The 15,962-nt window shown below is 49.8% G+C and carries 17 protein-coding genes; 12 read left to right on the top strand and 5 right to left on the bottom strand.

Annotated features, from left to right (window positions below; genetic code table 11):
- Positions 1-84 precede the first annotated feature (84 nt).
- Complete coding sequence (gene feoB, locus K9N75_RS20425; RefSeq protein WP_008815517.1) at positions 85-2,400, top strand: Fe(2+) transporter permease subunit FeoB; 2,316 nt, start codon at positions 85-87, stop codon at positions 2,398-2,400.
- 38 nt (positions 2,401-2,438) lie between these two features.
- Complete coding sequence (locus K9N75_RS20430) at positions 2,439-2,687, top strand: FeoC-like transcriptional regulator (protein WP_008815518.1); 249 nt, start codon at positions 2,439-2,441, stop codon at positions 2,685-2,687.
- A gap of 197 nt (positions 2,688-2,884) precedes the next feature.
- On the opposite strand, the gene bioH is transcribed toward K9N75_RS20430, so the two are convergent.
- The gene (gene bioH / locus K9N75_RS20435) at positions 2,885-3,655 is read right to left on the bottom strand and encodes a pimeloyl-ACP methyl ester esterase BioH (protein ID WP_224452054.1); all 771 of its coding nucleotides are present in this window, start codon (positions 3,653-3,655) and stop codon (positions 2,885-2,887) included.
- Between the two features lie 44 nt (positions 3,656-3,699).
- Between bioH and gntX the strand changes: the two genes are divergently transcribed.
- Both gntX and nfuA read left to right on the top strand, forming a co-directional pair.
- On the top strand, positions 3,700-4,383 hold the full coding sequence (gene gntX, locus K9N75_RS20440; protein WP_008815520.1) for a DNA utilization protein GntX: 684 nt from the start codon (positions 3,700-3,702) through the stop codon (positions 4,381-4,383).
- A 58-nt stretch (positions 4,384-4,441) separates the two neighbouring features.
- Positions 4,442-5,017 (top strand): Fe-S biogenesis protein NfuA, encoded by a 576-nt coding sequence (gene nfuA, locus K9N75_RS20445; RefSeq protein ID WP_004091023.1) that lies wholly within the window; start codon positions 4,442-4,444, stop codon positions 5,015-5,017.
- Positions 5,018-5,096: 79 nt separating this feature from the next.
- On the opposite strand, the gene ulaR is transcribed toward nfuA, so the two are convergent.
- Both ulaR and ulaG read right to left on the bottom strand, forming a co-directional pair.
- On the bottom strand, positions 5,097-5,852 hold the full coding sequence (ulaR, locus tag K9N75_RS20450) for an HTH-type transcriptional regulator UlaR (protein WP_008815521.1): 756 nt from the start codon (positions 5,850-5,852) through the stop codon (positions 5,097-5,099).
- Between the two features lie 136 nt (positions 5,853-5,988).
- The gene (gene ulaG, locus K9N75_RS20455) at positions 5,989-7,053 is read right to left on the bottom strand and encodes an L-ascorbate 6-phosphate lactonase (RefSeq protein ID WP_061059438.1); all 1,065 of its coding nucleotides are present in this window, start codon (positions 7,051-7,053) and stop codon (positions 5,989-5,991) included.
- 442 nt (positions 7,054-7,495) lie between these two features.
- Between ulaG and K9N75_RS20460 the strand changes: the two genes are divergently transcribed.
- The 7 genes from K9N75_RS20460 to K9N75_RS20490 all read left to right on the top strand — a co-directional run bounded on the left by K9N75_RS20460 (position 7,496) and on the right by K9N75_RS20490 (position 12,625).
- Positions 7,496-8,896, top strand: a complete 1,401-nt coding sequence (locus K9N75_RS20460) for a PTS ascorbate-specific subunit IIBC (RefSeq protein ID WP_008815523.1) — start codon at positions 7,496-7,498, stop codon at positions 8,894-8,896.
- An 18-nt stretch (positions 8,897-8,914) separates the two neighbouring features.
- Complete coding sequence (gene ulaB, locus K9N75_RS20465; protein WP_020303557.1) at positions 8,915-9,220, top strand: PTS ascorbate transporter subunit IIB; 306 nt, start codon at positions 8,915-8,917, stop codon at positions 9,218-9,220.
- An 11-nt stretch (positions 9,221-9,231) separates the two neighbouring features.
- Positions 9,232-9,699 (top strand): PTS ascorbate transporter subunit IIA, encoded by a 468-nt coding sequence (gene ulaC, locus K9N75_RS20470; protein ID WP_004091035.1) that lies wholly within the window; start codon positions 9,232-9,234, stop codon positions 9,697-9,699.
- A gap of 121 nt (positions 9,700-9,820) precedes the next feature.
- A complete protein-coding gene (locus K9N75_RS20475; protein WP_020303556.1) occupies positions 9,821-10,477 on the top strand; it encodes a 3-keto-L-gulonate-6-phosphate decarboxylase UlaD in 657 nt (218 codons plus the stop codon).
- Between the two features lie 10 nt (positions 10,478-10,487).
- Entirely contained in the window at positions 10,488-11,348 is an 861-nt protein-coding gene (locus tag K9N75_RS20480) for an L-ribulose-5-phosphate 3-epimerase (RefSeq protein WP_008815525.1), read from the top strand.
- Positions 11,348-12,034: an L-ribulose-5-phosphate 4-epimerase gene (locus K9N75_RS20485; RefSeq protein WP_061059436.1), complete on the top strand. Its 687-nt coding sequence runs from the start codon at positions 11,348-11,350 to the stop codon at positions 12,032-12,034. Before K9N75_RS20480 ends, K9N75_RS20485 begins: the two co-directional genes overlap by 1 nt.
- A gap of 27 nt (positions 12,035-12,061) precedes the next feature.
- The gene (locus K9N75_RS20490) at positions 12,062-12,625 is read left to right on the top strand and encodes a YagU family protein (protein ID WP_224452055.1); all 564 of its coding nucleotides are present in this window, start codon (positions 12,062-12,064) and stop codon (positions 12,623-12,625) included.
- 81 nt (positions 12,626-12,706) lie between these two features.
- Here K9N75_RS20490 and yigL read toward each other — a convergent pair whose 3' ends face one another.
- Both yigL and pldB read right to left on the bottom strand, forming a co-directional pair.
- A complete protein-coding gene (yigL, locus tag K9N75_RS20495) occupies positions 12,707-13,510 on the bottom strand; it encodes a sugar/pyridoxal phosphate phosphatase YigL (RefSeq protein WP_224452056.1) in 804 nt (267 codons plus the stop codon).
- 16 nt (positions 13,511-13,526) lie between these two features.
- Positions 13,527-14,552: a lysophospholipase L2 gene (pldB, locus tag K9N75_RS20500; protein ID WP_224452057.1), complete on the bottom strand. Its 1,026-nt coding sequence runs from the start codon at positions 14,550-14,552 to the stop codon at positions 13,527-13,529.
- 302 nt (positions 14,553-14,854) lie between these two features.
- On the opposite strand from pldB, the gene asd reads away from it, so the two are divergent.
- Positions 14,855-15,958, top strand: coding sequence for an aspartate-semialdehyde dehydrogenase (asd, locus tag K9N75_RS20505; RefSeq protein ID WP_008815530.1), 1,104 nt, complete (start codon positions 14,855-14,857; stop codon positions 15,956-15,958).
- The last annotated feature ends 4 nt before the right edge of the window (positions 15,959-15,962 follow it).

Below are 15,962 nucleotides of genomic sequence, written 5' to 3' on the forward strand. Positions count from 1 at the left end.
TATCAGCGGCGATCATTTATGGGATGGCGATAAGACCGACGGTCTGCTCGTCTGCTGCACACTCTCCTTATAAAATGTTGGATTATGAAACAACTCACCATCGGGTTAATCGGTAACCCCAACTCAGGTAAAACCACGCTATTCAACCAGCTGACAGGTTCCCGCCAGCGCGTTGGTAACTGGGCTGGCGTTACGGTAGAACGTAAAGAAGGTCATTTCACGACTCAGGAACATCAAGTCAAACTGGTAGATCTACCGGGTACTTATTCGCTGACAACGATTTCAGAACAGACATCGTTGGATGAGCAGATCGCTTGTCACTATATCCTGAGCGGGGACGCTGATTTAATCATCAACGTTGTTGATGCCTCTAACCTTGAGCGCAATCTGTATCTAACGCTGCAACTTCTCGAGTTGGGTATCCCCTGCATCATCGCACTGAATATGCTGGATATCGCTCACAGTCAGCAGATTGAAATTGATATTGAAGCCCTTTCTCATCGCCTCGGTTGCCCGGTAATCCCTCTCATCTCTACCCGCGCCAGTGGCATTGTTGAACTTAAAAAAGCCATCGATTTGCCGCCGACATGCGCGGTTGAAGCGCTAGTCGAATATCCCCCTCTGCTGCTGGGACAGGTGGATCGTTTGTCTCAAGCGATGCCTGACACTTTAGCCGTACAGCAACGTCGTTGGCTGGCACTACAGTTGCTGGAAGGGGATATTTATAGCTCAACGCGCGCCAGCAATGCATTGAAAATTCTGCCTGAAGTGCAGGAAACGCTGAAGCGCACGCTAAACGAAGATCCTGCATTGATCATTGCGGATTCGCGTTATCAAAGTATTACGGATATTTGTGATTCCGTGAGTAATACCACCACGGCGCTGCCTAATATCCTGACGGAAAAACTAGACCGCATTATTCTCAATCGCTGGCTGGGCATACCGATTTTCCTGCTGGTGATGTACATCATGTTTGTTTTGGCGATCAACATTGGTGGCGCTTTGCAGCCGCTGTTCGACGTTGGTTCTTCAACCATCTTTGTCCAAGGTCTACAGTGGCTTGGGTATACACTGCACTTCCCTGAATGGCTGACCATTTTCCTTGCTCAAGGCGTTGGTGGCGGTATTAACACCGTACTGCCTCTCGTACCGCAAATCGGCATGATGTATCTGTTCCTCTCCTTCCTTGAGGACTCCGGTTATATGGCACGCGCCGCTTTCGTGGTTGACCGCATGATGCAGGCATTGGGCTTACCAGGTAAATCATTCGTTCCGTTGATCGTCGGTTTTGGCTGTAACGTGCCTTCCGTTATGGGAGCTCGTACGCTAGATGCACCACGTGAACGCCTGATCACCGTGCTAATGGCACCATTTATGTCCTGCGGTGCGCGTTTGGCGATCTTTGCTGTGTTTTCTGCAGCGTTCTTCGGCCAAGGTGGCGCACTGGTAGTGTTCTCGCTGTATATGCTTGGTATTGTCATGGCGATTCTGACAGGGCTGATGCTTAAGCACACTATCATGCGCGGTGAAGCATCTCCGTTTGTGATGGAACTACCGGTCTATCACGTCCCTCATTTGAAAAGCCTGCTTTTGCAAACTTGGCAGCGTCTGAAAGGCTTCGTACTGCGCGCGGGTAAAGTTATCATCATCGTCAGTATCTTTATCGGTGCGCTGAACAGTTTCTCCTTCAGTGGAAAAGCCGTAGACAGCATCAACGATTCTGCGCTGGCCTCTGTCAGTAAAGTGATGACGCCCTTGCTACAACCTATCGGCGTTCACAGCGATAACTGGCAGGCTACCGTCGGTTTGGTGACTGGCGCTATGGCGAAAGAAGTGGTTGTTGGTACCTTGAACACCTTGTACACCGCCGAGCAAATTCATGAAGAAGAGTTCGATCCAGCAGCCTATAGCCTGATTGGTGGCTTAGAAGAAGCCGTGGGTGAAACATGGCAAAGCCTGAAAGACACCTTTAGCCTGAGCGTATTCGCCAACCCAATCGAAGCCAGCAAAGGTGACGGGGAGATGGAATCGGGTTCAATGGGCGTCATGGGCAGCAAATTTGGCAGCGCGAGTGCCGCTTATGCCTACTTGATCTTCGTTTTGCTCTACGTACCTTGTGTATCAGTGATGGGCGCTATTGCTCGTGAAAGCAGCCGGGGCTGGATGACATTCTCCATTCTGTGGGGCTTGAACGTCGCATATTCACTAGCAACCGTGTTCTATCAGGTGGCTAATTTCACCAGCCACCCGCAGTACAGCTCCATAGCCATTGCTCTTGTCGTGATATTCAATGCGTTAGTATTGGTCGCCCTACGCCGTTCACGCGACCGAGTGAGCGTGCGTTTAGTTAACGACCCAGCCAGTTGCTGCTGTAATACCAGTAAGGGCAGCTGTCATTAAGGCTAATGACACACGGTGAGTATTAAGAGGAAGACAGAATGGCAAGCCTGCTAAAAGTACGCGATACGGTTGCCCTACACGGCCGCATCGAGCTCAATCAGCTCTGCCGCGAAGTCAACGGCTCGCCAGCCATGGTGCTGGCGATGCTAGAACGCTTAGAGCAAATGGGCTGTGTAGAAAAAGTTGAGGACATCGATAATGGCTGCGTAAGTGGCAGCTGCAAAGGATGCCCTGAGACGAGTAAGAACTGTGAGACGGTGGTATACAAGACGAAGGGAGTCCACTGATTACTGCCTGCAGTGTGGGTTTCGGTGTAAGGTTTCGCACGCCCAGAACGCTACGATCTACATGAACACTGTACAGGCGTCCGAGCAAGGCGACTCAAGATAGAGCCGTCACGACAGGGATGTCGTGACGGAGTTTGGGGCGGCCTGGATGGCCGATACCAAACCGGAGCGAAAATGGCGTCTAGGATAAAACCCTCTTACGCCCCTCTCACCCACGTCTCCACCACCTCACAAAACTCCGCTGGGTGTGACACAAACGGCGCATGAGCTGATTTTTGAATCACCACGGACTCGCTCTTAGGGCAAGACTCATCCAGCAGCGCAGCGACCTTGCGAGGTACTAATCCATCCAGATAGCCGTAAATACGTAGCAGCGGCATAGATAAGCCTGCAATCTGCTCACGTAAATCTTCAGTACGGAGAATATCCAACCCCCCGTTGAGTACCTCAACTGATGGCATTTGCTGTGTTAACACCACGTCTTTCAAAATACGGGCATCCTGCCGTGCACTTTCCGTACCCAAAGTCTGTAATGCTAAAAAACGTTCTACGGTGCGTTTAAAATCTTCACTTAGTTGATGTTGAAAACCACTTAACACCTCATTTTTAATCCCAGGCCATCCTTCTCGAGCGGTAAAGCACGGAGAGGAAGAAACAGTAATCAGCGCGGAAACTCGCTCTGGGTAACGCAGCGCAATATCACTTGCGACTAACCCCCCCATCGACCATCCCAGCCAAATGGCTTTCTCTGGCGCTTGCCGGATCACAAGGTCACTCATCTGTACCAACGTTAGCGCACCAAATCCCTGACTGCGACCATAGCCCGGCAGATCCACCAAATGCACACGAAATTGCGTACTTAATCGCGGCAAAATGCAACGCCACACCTCGGCATTCAGCCCCCATCCGTGCAACAACACAAGATCGCGGTCGCCTTCACCACAAGTATGCCAATAGAGCTCATTCATCAGTTATTGTCCGTCTGTTAGGTCTGCATTCTCAGGAGGAGAAAATGTTCATTATCAGTGCCCGCTGCTGGATCTGTCAGCTTCCGCTCAGAGTCCCCATACAAGGAATCTGCAGTTTCTGTACCTCGGCTAGCTTAAACACACTCTCGGTTTGCCCACGCTGTGGACTACCCAATGGCGACCCGAAGCGGGTCTGCGGTCGGTGTATACAAAAGCCTCCGTATTGGCAGCAGCTCATTTTTGTCAGTGATTACCAGCCGCCACTGAGTCAATTGATACATCGTCTAAAATACCAAGGAAAATGGCAAATAGGATCGGCGCTAGCGCGGCTCATGCTATTGAGCTATCTCGACGCTCGCCGAACGCGGCTCCTGCCAACTCCCGATCTCGTTACGATTATACCGCTGCATCGGCAACGCCAATGGCGAAGGGGTTTCAATCAAAGTGACAGACTCGCGAAGCCGCTCGCCCGATGGTTACAATGTCCGTATTCTCCCGAACTGCTAAAGCGTACACGCAATACCCGCCCTCAACAAAGCCTCTCCGCAGTGAGACGTCGTCGCAATTTACGCAATGCATTTACCTGCCAGCAAAATCCTTCAGGTAAACATATTTTATTAGTCGATGATGTATTCACCACCGGCAGCACTATCGGAGAAGTTAGCCGCCTGTTAATCGCCCAAGGCGCCAAATCCATACAAGTTGTATGCCTTTGTCGAACCTTGTGAGCACTTTACAATCGGCGTATTATAACCAACCAGATGAGTCAACTATTGAGCAAATGCCATGATCCGTATTACCGAAGCTGCCCAAGAGCACTTTGCCAAGCTGCTGGCAAACCAAGAAGCAGGCACCCAGATCCGTGTTTTCGTGATTAATCCAGGCACGCCAACCGCAGAGTGCGGCGTTTCCTATTGCCCACCGGATGCGGTAGAAGCGAACGATACCAAACTCGATTTCGAGAAACTATCAGCCTATGTTGACGATGTAAGTGCCCCCTATCTGGAAGATGCAGAGATCGATTTTGTTACCGATCAGCTAGGTTCTCAACTAACGCTGAAAGCGCCTAACGCCAAAATGCGTAAAGTAGACGACGATGCTCCGCTGATCGAACGCGTGGAGTACGTGCTGCAATCGCAGATTAACCCACAGCTGGCGGGTCATGGTGGTAAGGTAACGCTGATGGAAATCACCGAAGATGGCATTGCCATTCTGCAGTTCGGTGGCGGCTGTAACGGCTGTTCAATGGTGGACTACACCTTGAAAGAAGGTATCGAGAAAGAGCTGCTGCAGAAATTCCCTGAGCTGAAAGGCGTACGCGATCTGACTGAACACGAACGCGGCGAGCACTCTTACTACTGATTTTCTGATACTACTGATTTTCTCAACTCCGCCCAGCCCCTGAAGTTAGCGCGGCTGGGAGGGGTAATTTATTACTGCGTTAGACCAAAATCACTTCCACACCTTGGGCTTTCAGTTGTTCAATGACTTTCTCGTCAGCGGCTTTGCCCGTTATCACGATATCAATCTGCTCGGCGCGGCTGAATAGCATGCCTGCCCGCTGTCCAACTTTGCTACTATCCACCAGCACTACTAATTTCCCGACATAGTTGAGCATCTTCTGCTCAGCCATCGCCGTCAGCATATCGGTCTTATATAGCCCTTCAGCGGTGAGCCCCTTGCCACTTGTGAACATCCAGTGCCCCGCATATAACGAAGACTCACCTTCCTGCGGTGCCAATGTAATAGCTTGGCTACGATTATATTGGCCCCCCATAATCACCACGCTGTCATGTTCCTGTTCAATCAGGAAATTGGCCAACGGCAAATAGTTAGTAATCACCTGCGCATCCTTACCACAAATTTCACGCCCCAGCGTGAAAGCCGTCGAACCACAGTTGATGACGATGCTTTCCCCTGGCTTTACCAGCTGTGACGCTGCGCGCGCGATGCGAACTTTCTCTTCATGATTCTGCGCTTGATGAATATTCATCGGAGTCCAAGCCACACGATTTTGGCTTACCGCTTCAGCACCGTTACGTACTTTCTTCAGCTTACCGCTTTCGCCCAGTTTGTTAATGTCACGACGCGCCGTCGCAGGAGAAACTTGAAGGCGATCAATTACCTGCTCAACGGTAACAAATCCAGTTTGTTGCAGCATTTCCAGCAAGAGCTGATGCCTTTGCGATTCAGTCATGATTAATTCCAGCGCATAGATGATTATTTGGTGATTATATTTGAAGATAGTAAAAAAAACACGTTTTAAAGCAGTGGTTATAAAACGTAAAAGCCGAGTATAAAACTCGGCTTCAAAGGCAGTATTAGACTGATTATTATAAGAATGATTTGAACGGTAAATCAGGTTCAATAGTGAAACAATCATCAAAGCCGCGTGGATAATGATATTCGAAATTATCCTTATCCAACGGATAGGTAAATTTGCCGCCAACCTGCCAAATAAATGGCTTGAATCCATATTTCAGACGATCTTTTTTCATTTCCCACAGTACGCGAATCTCTTGAGGATCGGCTTGGAAGTTTGACCAAATATCGTGATGGAACGGGATCACAACCTGCGTTTTTAGCGATTCCGCCATGCGTAAAATATCCGAGCTGGTCATCTTGTCGGTAATTCCACGTGGATTCTCACCATATGAGCCCAACGCCACATCAATTTTATGCTCGTTGCCATGCTTCGCGTAGTAGTTGGAATAGTGCGAGTCACCGCTGTGATACAGATTACCGCCTGGGGTTTTAAATAAATAGTTCACCGCGCGCTTATCCATACCGTCCGGTAATACACCCGCGGCTTTTTCATTGGCAGGCAGCGTAATCAGCGCCGTGCGGTCAAAAGCATCCAGAGCGAGGATCTCCACATCCTTGATTTTCACTACGTCGCCGGGTTTCATCACGATGCAGCGCTCACGCGGCACACCCCAGCCAACCCACAGATCTACGCAGGTCTGCGGGCCGATAAACGGAACGCTGCTATCGCAGTTTTGCATCACCGCAGCGGCGACATTAACGTCAATGTGGTCATTGTGGTCGTGGGTAGAAAGCACCGCATCAATCTGGCGGATGGCAAATGGGTCTAGCACAAACGGCGTGGTGCGTAGGTTCGGCTGCAATTTTTTCACCCCAGCCATGCGCTGCATCTGATGACCATCCTTCATCAGTGGGTTACCGTGGCTCTGTTTCCCTGTACCACACCAGAAATCGACGCAGATATTGGCACCCCCTTCAGATTTCAGCCAAATGCCCGTACAGCCGAGCCACCACATGGCAAAAGTACCCGGCACAACTTTCTCCTGCTCAATCTCTTCGTTTAGCCAAGAGCCCCATTCTGGAAAAGTACTTAGGATCCAAGACTCTCGGCTGATGCTTTCAATCTTACTCATGGTGTGCCCCTCATCGTATTCAGGTCTGCGGCTGGGAGAGTGACGCTCCTCACCTTGGCTGTTTAAATCAAAATAAATCACAAAAAGAATAAATATGATTTGTTATGAGAAATCTACCATGATTAAAGTCAGACGCAAAACCTAATTTTCTATGATGACACTCACAAAAACATCATTAAAAAAGACGCTTACGCGTGTTATCGCACAACAATAACAACATAACCAATTGTTTTAAATAAATAAAAAAAGAAAGCGAAATAAGTTAAGATAAAGCTTAATAACCACACAGTTCAAGTTGGGATACACCTCACAAATAATCAAATAAAATCTTTAAATGATTCTTTGTGATTGTTAGAGTGATTTTGTACAACACAGAACCTGTCTGTGAATAACAAAGAGAAACACGACAGGAATAAAAGCCAAAAGCCGAGCGGAGTGCTTTATGGAAACCCTCTACAACATCTTCACCATATTCTTTAATCAGGTCATGACAAATGCCCCGCTGCTGCTGGGTATCGTGACATGCTTGGGATATTTGCTATTACGCAAGAGCGCAACTGTCATTATCAAAGGCACCATCAAAACTATTATTGGTTTTATGCTACTTCAGGCGGGTTCAGGCATTCTGACCAGCACCTTCAAGCCAGTTGTTGCCAAGCTGTCAGAAGTTTATGGTATTAACGGTGCAATATCAGATACTTATGCAGCAATGATGGCTACCGTCGAACGCATGGGGGATGCTTATAGCTGGGTGGGATATGCCGTGCTGCTAGCGCTGGCGCTCAACATTCTCTACGTGCTGTTTCGTCGTATTACCGGTATCCGCACCATCATGCTAACCGGCCACATCATGTTTCAGCAGGCCGGTCTTATCGCGGTCTTCTTCTACATTTTTGGCTACCCGATGTGGACAACGATTGTCTGTACCGCGATTCTCGTCTCGCTATATTGGGGCATCACCTCCAATATGATGTTTAAGCCAACTCAAGACGTCACCGACGGCTGCGGTTTCTCCATTGGTCACCAGCAGCAATTCGCAGCGTGGATTGCCTGTAAGGTCGCACCTTATCTCGGCAAAAAAGAAGAGAGCGTTGAAGACCTCAAGCTGCCGGGCTGGTTAAACATTTTCCATGACAACATCGTTTCTACCGCCATTGTCATGACCGTATTCTTCGGCGCCATCCTCTGCTCCTTCGGCATCGACACCGTGCAACAGATGGCAGGGAAAACACACTGGACAATCTATATCTTGCAAACCGGCTTCCAATTTGCCGTCGCTATTTTCATCATTATTCAGGGCGTACGCATGTTCGTGGCGGAACTCTCTGAAGCTTTCAACGGTATTTCTCAACGTCTGATCCCCGGTGCTGTTCTGGCTATCGACTGCGCAGCTATCTATAGCTTTGCACCTAACGCCGTCGTATGGGGCTTCATGTGGGGGACTATCGGACAGCTGATTGCGGTAGGCATTTTGGTTGGTATTGGCTCTTCCATCATGATTATTCCCGGCTTTATTCCTATGTTCTTCTCCAATGCCACCATTGGCGTGTTTGCCAATCACTACGGCGGCTGGCGCGCAGCACTCAAGGTTTGTCTCATCATGGGAATGATTGAGATCTTTGGCTGCGTTTGGGCGGTCAAATTGACCGGACTGAGCGCATGGATGGGAATGGCTGACTGGTCGATCTTGGCACCGCCAATCATGCAAGGCTTGACCTTTGGTCTGTGGTTTATGGGCGTCATTATTGCCATCGCACTGATTTACATGTTCTTCGCTGGCCGCTCGCTGCGCGCTGAAGAGGATGCAGAAAAAGCAGCACTCAATAAATCTTCTGCAAATTAATTAACTGGAGCACAAATCATGACAGTACGAATCCTAGCGGTATGCGGTTGTGGGCAAGGCAGTTCCATGATTATGAAAATGAAAGTCGATCAGTTTCTGACACAGCAAAACATCGATCACAGCGTCAATAGCTGCGCCGTTGGTGAATATAAATCAGAACTAAGCGGCGCAGATATCATCATTGCCTCGACCCACGTCGCCGATGAAATCACTGTGACCGGCAATAAATACGTCGTAGGCGTACGCAACATGCTTTCTGCCGCAGACTTTGGTCCTAAGCTGATGGACGTGATTAAAGAGCACTTCCCTAAAGACATTAAGTAACAGGAGCAGGTATGAAACTGCGTGATTCTCTGGCTCAAAACCACTCTATCCGTTTGCAGGCTGAAGCCAGCACTTGGCAAGAAGCGGTCAAGATTGGCGTTGACCTCTTGGTTCAAGCCGACGTTGTCGAGCCTCGTTACTATCAGGCCATTCTTGACGGTGTTGAGCGATTTGGTCCTTACTTCGTTCTGTGTCCCGGTTTAGCGATGCCGCACGGCAGGCCGGAAGAAGGGGTGAAGAAAACCGGTTTTTCTCTGGTGACTCTCAAAACGCCACTCTCGTTTAACCATGAAGATAACGATCCGGTTGATATTCTGATCACCATGGCGGCCGTTGATGCCCATACGCATCAGGAAGTAGGGATCATGCAGATCGTTAACCTATTTGAAGATGAAGCAAATTTTGATCGCCTACGTGCGTGCCGCACCGAACAGGATGTTCTAGATCTGATCGATCGGGCCAACGCCGTACAGGCTTAACACTCACCAGACCTACCCGACCTCCCCTTTATGGGGAGGAAATACACAGCATCATTCTGCTCCACCCTAATAAGGGCGGCTGGGTAGGCTCATGTCAAAAACTTACTTTTGGAGTACACAAATGTCTCACTCATTACCGATGCTGCAGGTGGCACTTGATAATCAAACCCTAGATGACGCCTACAAAACCACTCGCTTAATCGCCGAAGAGGTCGACATTATCGAAGTTGGCACTATTTTGTGCGTTGGTGAAGGCGTACGCGCGGTGCGCGATCTTAAAGCGCTCTATCCGCACAAAATCGTGCTGGCTGACGCCAAGATCGCCGATGCAGGGAAAATCCTCTCGCGCATGTGTTTTGAAGCCAATGCCGATTGGGTCACCGTCATTTGCTGCGCAGATATCAATACTGCCAAGGGCGCCTTAGATACTGCCAAAGAATTTAATGGCGACGTGCAAATCGAGCTGACCGGTTACTGGACTTGGGAACAGGCTGCAGAATGGCGCAGTGCCGGTATTCAACAGGTCGTTTATCACCGCAGTCGTGATGCTCAGGCCGCTGGCGTGGCATGGAGCGACGCCGATATCGCATCAATTCGCCGCTTAGCCGATATGGGTTTCAAAGTGACCGTCACCGGTGGGCTCGCGTTAGAGGATTTACCTTTGTTCAAAGGGATTCCAATCCACGTATTTATCGCAGGCCGCAGCATTCGCGATGCCGCTAGCCCAGTAGAAGCAGCGCGCCAATTCAAACGTTCTATCGCCCAACTGTGGGGCTAAGGTAAATCTCATGCTCCAGAAAGCCGTCCCTCTCGGAATATACGAAAAAGCACTGCCTGCGGGTGAAGACTGGCTGCCGCGTTTGCAGCTGGCCGCAGAACTCGGATTCGATTTCGTTGAAATGTCGCTCGATGAAAGCGATGTGCGTTTGGCGCGGCTTGACTGGAGTCGTGAACAGCGTTTGGCATTGGTCAATGCCATTGCCCAAACCGGCGTGCGCGTCCCCTCGATGTGCCTAAGCGCGCACCGCCGTTTCCCTCTAGGCTCAGAAGACGATGCTGTTCGCGATCAGGGCTTAGAGATCATGCGCAAAGCCATTTGTTTGGCACAAGACGTCGGCATCCGCGTGATTCAGTTGGCTGGCTATGATGTCTATTATCAAACGGCCAATAACGCTACCCGCGAACGCTTCCGCGACGGCCTGAAGCAGTCGGTAGAAATGGCAAGCCGTGCTCAGGTAACGCTGGCGATGGAAATTATGGATTACCCGCTGATGAACTCAATCAGCAAGGCTCTCGGCTATGCCCACTATCTCAATAATCCATGGTTCCAACTCTATCCTGACATCGGCAATCTTTCCGCATGGGATAACGACGTGCAGATGGAATTGCAGGCTGGCAGCGGCCACATCGTCGCCGTTCATGTCAAAGACACTCAGCCCGGTAAGTTTAAAAATGTACCGTTTGGTACTGGTGTCGTGGACTTTGAACGATGTTTCGCCACGCTCAAAGAGAGCGGCTACTCCGGCCCTTATCTGATTGAAATGTGGAGCGAAACCGCAGCCAACCCGATTATGGAAGTGAAAGCCGCCCGCGACTGGGTTAAGCAACGCATGGCGAATGCAGGGTTAGCAGTAGAGGAGGTCGCATAATGCAGTCACTTAAGCAGCAAGTTTTTGACGCCAATATGGCGCTGCCACACTATGGTCTTGTCACATTCACATGGGGCAACGTGAGTGCCATCGACCGCGAACGAGGAATCGTCATTATCAAACCCAGCGGAGTGCCTTACGACACCATGAAAGCTGATGATATGGTGGTGGTCGATTTGCAGGGCAATATCGTGGAAGGCAATTATCGCCCCTCATCCGACACACCTACTCATCTGGAACTTTATCGCCGTTATCCTCATCTCGGCGGCATTGTGCACACCCATTCGACTCATGCCACGGCGTGGGCGCAAGCAGGGTTATCCATTCCCGCTTTAGGTACCACACATGCTGACTATTTCTTCGGTGACATTCCCTGTACCCGTGCGCTGACCATTGACGAAGTCGCTGGAGACTATGAGCTCAATACCGGCAAAGTAATCGTAGAAACACTGGGGGATACAAATCCTATGCATACCCCCGGAATAGTGGTTTATCAGCATGGACCATTCGCATGGGGTAAGGATGCTTTAGATGCTGTGCATAACGCCGTAGTGATGGAAGAGGTTGCCAAGATGGCATGGATCGCCTGCGGTATTAATCCGCGTTTACGGCCAATTGACCATTATTTAATGAATAAACACTTCAGCCGCAAACACGGCCCAAATGCTTACTATGGGCAACAATAAGCTAACTGATATCTAAGGAGGGCTACCATGTCTGTGAAAGAATTGTTTGTACAAACCGATCCTGCTCGCCGCCGTTATGGCGTAGCGACTTTAGTGGGCTTTGCTGCGGGGATTATGTCTGCTTTCGTCAAGTGGGGCGCGGAAGTGCCATTGCCGCCACGTACCATTAGCGATGGTCGTGCCGAGTTTAATCCGCCATATCTGTTTTTACGCGATTATCTCGGTATTGATCCCACCAGCACCGTCTATACCTTTTCCGAACACATCATTAATCCGGTGATGGTGACACATATTCTCTTCTCGCTCGTGTTCGCAATAGGTTACTGCATCGTCGCCGAACGCTTTCCAAAAGTGAAAATGTGGCAAGGCGTGATGGCAGGGATTCTTTGTACTATCGCTGTACATGGGATCAGTTTCCCTCTACTTGGGCTAACGCCGCCGCTGTCACAGTTACCTGCCGATGAATACCTCTCAGAAATCTTTGGTCATATCGTCTGGTTCTGGGCCATAGAGCTAATCCGCCGCGATCTACGTAATAGAATCACGCATGAGCCTGATGCGGAAGTCCCGCTAGATGCTTCTTATCGGTAAAGCACGGTAATACTTCGTTCGCCAGTTAGCCAGACGCGTTCAAAACACCACTCGCGCTGGCGAACGAAATCTATCTCACCGTTACTTATCCAGATACATCTTGCGCAAATAATGTGGCACAGCATCATCCACGTTGCTGCCAATCACTTCCAAATTTGGCAGTGCGTCTTTCAGGCGCTGATGAGAATCGCGCATGATGCAACCTTTCCCAGCCATGGATAGCATCTCCATATCATTCATACCATCACCGAAGGCGATGCAGTCTTTCAACGTATAACCTAGTAGCTTGGCCACATATTCCAGCGCGTGACCTTTGGATACACCGCCCGCCATCACTTCCAAACAGGTTGGCAATGAGAAACTGACATTTACACGATCGCCCCAGCGCGCATTTATGGCCTCTTCCAACGGCAGCAGTTTTTCATGCGTCTCGCTGGTGAAATAGACTTTGCAGATCCCATCAGTTGGCAGCAGAGCAGGCTCAAAAACCTGATAGTGGAATACGGACTCTTGGAAGAACTCCCTTTGCTCTGGACTTTCACGGTTCATAAACCAATCGTCATTACGATAGACATTGGTCAGAATCTCGGGGTCATCGTGCACGATAGTATAGAGATCACGAGCGATATCTTCGTCAACGTTATGGCTAAAGATTAACTCACCGGCGGTGTTATGAACGCGTGCGCCATTAGACGTAATCATAAAAACGCTGATACCTAAGCTATCGCGAACCTGTGCAATATCAATATGATGGCGACCAGTTGCAAAGACAAAATTCACACCTAGCTGGGTCAGCTGTTGCAGAGTTTCGCGCGCAAAGGGAGTCAATGTATGAGCAGGAGACAGCAGGGTGCCGTCCATATCAGAAGCAACAATGTGGTACATAAAGTGTGTTCTAACCTCAGCTGGGGTTGGCGGCAGTTTCTGCCTGTGAATCAGTATGTAAGGCGTAAAAATCCAAAATGGCATTTAACGCTTCAGAGCGCTGTGCGTCCCGCTCAAACAGGATCTCATGGCGTGCGCCTTGAATGATGTGGGGAACACCGCCGTAAGGTGGATTTCCCGCTTTCGAGAGTGCCTGACAAAAAGCAAAATGTGATGCATTTGTGACGACCCTATCGCCACCGGCTTGTAACAGCAGCAGCGGCGTAACAATATTCTTCGCCAGTGCGATAGCCCGCTCTCCTGCCTGAATGCTTTCGCGCACCCAGTGGTAAGTTGGCCCACCGACCTGTAGTTCAGGGTAATCGGCGTAATAACGTAAAAAACGGCGGTAGCGTACACGACTATGAGTTAACTCATTGACGATAAAAGGCAGTGGACGCCAGTGGCCGGTACCAAGCGCATAATTATCGCGCATAGTAGGATAACGTTCGGCCCAGTCAGTAATGCGTTTAGCAAGCCACAGCGGCATAGGCAACTTAATGCCGGTCATAGGCGAGCATAGCGCTGCGGCATCAACACCCTGCGGCTTACGCGCCAGAAAGAACGCCATGATTGCGCCCCCCATCGAATGCGCTAGTGCAAAGCGTCGCTGGTAGGGCTTAGACAGAATCTCCTGCTGCCAAAGGATTTCGAGGTCATCGACGTAATCATCAAAACGAACTACGTGACCGCGGTGATGATCTTCTAGCATTCGACCCGACTTCCCCTGACCGCGATGATCGACAATCACCACGTCGTAGCCGCTATGAAACAGATCGTAGGCTAATTCAGGGTATTTCATGTAGCTTTCGATGCGTCCCGGAGAAATCAGTATCACGCGGGTGTGCTGTTCGGACGTAAAACGGACAAAGCGAATCGAGACATCATCCACGCCCATGAATACATCTTCCTGACGCTGCTGCCAGAAATCAAGCAATGGGCCGGTGGTAAATGCTGCAAATTCGTTCTCGCGCTGCAACCAGCTTTGGGTCAGAGCAGACATATGAGTCGTTATCGTCCTTTAGTCATTTTGTGAACAATCGCACAAGAAATAGCTGATTTGTATTGTGGCACAAAAGCCTTCATTCAGGGAGTGATTACCCTATCGTTGCCATAACTCGCGCCAAAACAGCGATTATTAGTTACGCACATGAATACATTCACTCATATCTAATAAATTCACTTGCGCATCGTCACACATTTTGTAAGTTTGGTTAATGGGGCAAGCCCCACCGCACAGACAGGCGGCTTCAATGTTTTATTCAACTTCTTATTAATATAAAAACCTCCAAGGTAGGACAGCATATGAAAAACGTTGGTTTTATCGGTTGGCGCGGAATGGTCGGCTCCGTTCTCATGCAGCGCATGATTGAAGAGCGCGACTTCGACGCCATTCGCCCGGTTTTCTTCTCCACATCCCAGCATGGTCAACCCGCGCCTACCTTTACCGGCCAGCAGGGTACCTTGCAAGATGCCTATGATATCGATGCGCTGACAGCATTAGATATTATCATCACCTGCCAGGGCGGCGATTATACCAACGATATTTACCCTAAGCTGCGCGCCAGCGGCTGGCAGGGCTACTGGATCGATGCAGCGTCATCGCTGCGCATGAACGAAGATTCAGTGATTATCCTCGATCCCGTGAACCACGATGTGATTCACGATGCATTAGACAGAGGGATTAAAACTTTCGCCGGTGGTAACTGCACCGTTAGCCTGATGCTGATGTCACTCGGCGGGCTATTTGCCAATGATTTGGTGGATTGGGTTTCCGTTGCCACCTACCAAGCTGCCTCCGGTGGCGGCGCTCGGCACATGCGTGAATTACTGACACAAATGGGCATGCTGCATAACAGCGTGGCTAAAGAGTTGCAAAATCCTGCATCAGCCATTTTAGATATCGAGCGTAAGGTAACGGAACTTGGCCGCAGTGGTACTCTGCCAACGGATAATTTTGGCGTACCATTAGCCGGTAGCCTGATCCCATGGATCGATAAAGCTCTGGATAACGGGCAAAGCAAAGAAGAGTGGAAAGGCCAAGCCGAAACCAACAAGATTTTGGCAACCAAAGAGATCATTCCAGTTGATGGTTTATGCGTTCGCGTAGGTGCACTGCGCTGTCATAGCCAAGCCTTTACCATCAAACTAAAGAAAGATGTGGAAATTCCCGAGATCGAACAGATTCTGGCTAGCCACAATGACTGGGTAAAAGTCGTGCCTAATGACCGCGAACTGAGCATGCGTGAATTAACGCCTGCTGCCGTCACCGGCACACTGTCAACGCCGGTTGGCCGTCTGCGCAAACTCAATATGGGGCCACAGTATCTGTCAGCATTCACCGTTGGTGACCAGTTGCTATGGGGTGCAGCGGAACCTCTGCGCCGCATGCTGAAGTTTGTGCTGTAAGTTT

The organism is Hafnia paralvei, from assembly GCF_020150375.1.
GTDB classification, from domain to species: Bacteria; Pseudomonadota; Gammaproteobacteria; order Enterobacterales; family Enterobacteriaceae; genus Hafnia; species Hafnia paralvei.

Coding starts and splice junctions, on each gene's coding strand:
- feoB (WP_008815517.1), top strand. CDS start 85: ATGAAACAACTCACCATCGGGTTAATCGGTAACCCCAACTCAGGTAAA.
- K9N75_RS20430 (WP_008815518.1), top strand. CDS start 2,439: ATGGCAAGCCTGCTAAAAGTACGCGATACGGTTGCCCTACACGGCCGC.
- bioH (WP_224452054.1), bottom strand. CDS start 3,655: ATGAATGAGCTCTATTGGCATACTTGTGGTGAAGGCGACCGCGATCTT.
- gntX (WP_008815520.1), top strand. CDS start 3,700: ATGTTCATTATCAGTGCCCGCTGCTGGATCTGTCAGCTTCCGCTCAGA.
- nfuA (WP_004091023.1), top strand. CDS start 4,442: ATGATCCGTATTACCGAAGCTGCCCAAGAGCACTTTGCCAAGCTGCTG.
- ulaR (WP_008815521.1), bottom strand. CDS start 5,852: ATGACTGAATCGCAAAGGCATCAGCTCTTGCTGGAAATGCTGCAACAA.
- ulaG (WP_061059438.1), bottom strand. CDS start 7,053: ATGAGTAAGATTGAAAGCATCAGCCGAGAGTCTTGGATCCTAAGTACT.
- K9N75_RS20460 (WP_008815523.1), top strand. CDS start 7,496: ATGGAAACCCTCTACAACATCTTCACCATATTCTTTAATCAGGTCATG.
- ulaB (WP_020303557.1), top strand. CDS start 8,915: ATGACAGTACGAATCCTAGCGGTATGCGGTTGTGGGCAAGGCAGTTCC.
- ulaC (WP_004091035.1), top strand. CDS start 9,232: ATGAAACTGCGTGATTCTCTGGCTCAAAACCACTCTATCCGTTTGCAG.
- K9N75_RS20475 (WP_020303556.1), top strand. CDS start 9,821: ATGTCTCACTCATTACCGATGCTGCAGGTGGCACTTGATAATCAAACC.
- K9N75_RS20480 (WP_008815525.1), top strand. CDS start 10,488: ATGCTCCAGAAAGCCGTCCCTCTCGGAATATACGAAAAAGCACTGCCT.
- K9N75_RS20485 (WP_061059436.1), top strand. CDS start 11,348: ATGCAGTCACTTAAGCAGCAAGTTTTTGACGCCAATATGGCGCTGCCA.
- K9N75_RS20490 (WP_224452055.1), top strand. CDS start 12,062: ATGTCTGTGAAAGAATTGTTTGTACAAACCGATCCTGCTCGCCGCCGT.
- yigL (WP_224452056.1), bottom strand. CDS start 13,510: ATGTACCACATTGTTGCTTCTGATATGGACGGCACCCTGCTGTCTCCT.
- pldB (WP_224452057.1), bottom strand. CDS start 14,552: ATGTCTGCTCTGACCCAAAGCTGGTTGCAGCGCGAGAACGAATTTGCA.
- asd (WP_008815530.1), top strand. CDS start 14,855: ATGAAAAACGTTGGTTTTATCGGTTGGCGCGGAATGGTCGGCTCCGTT.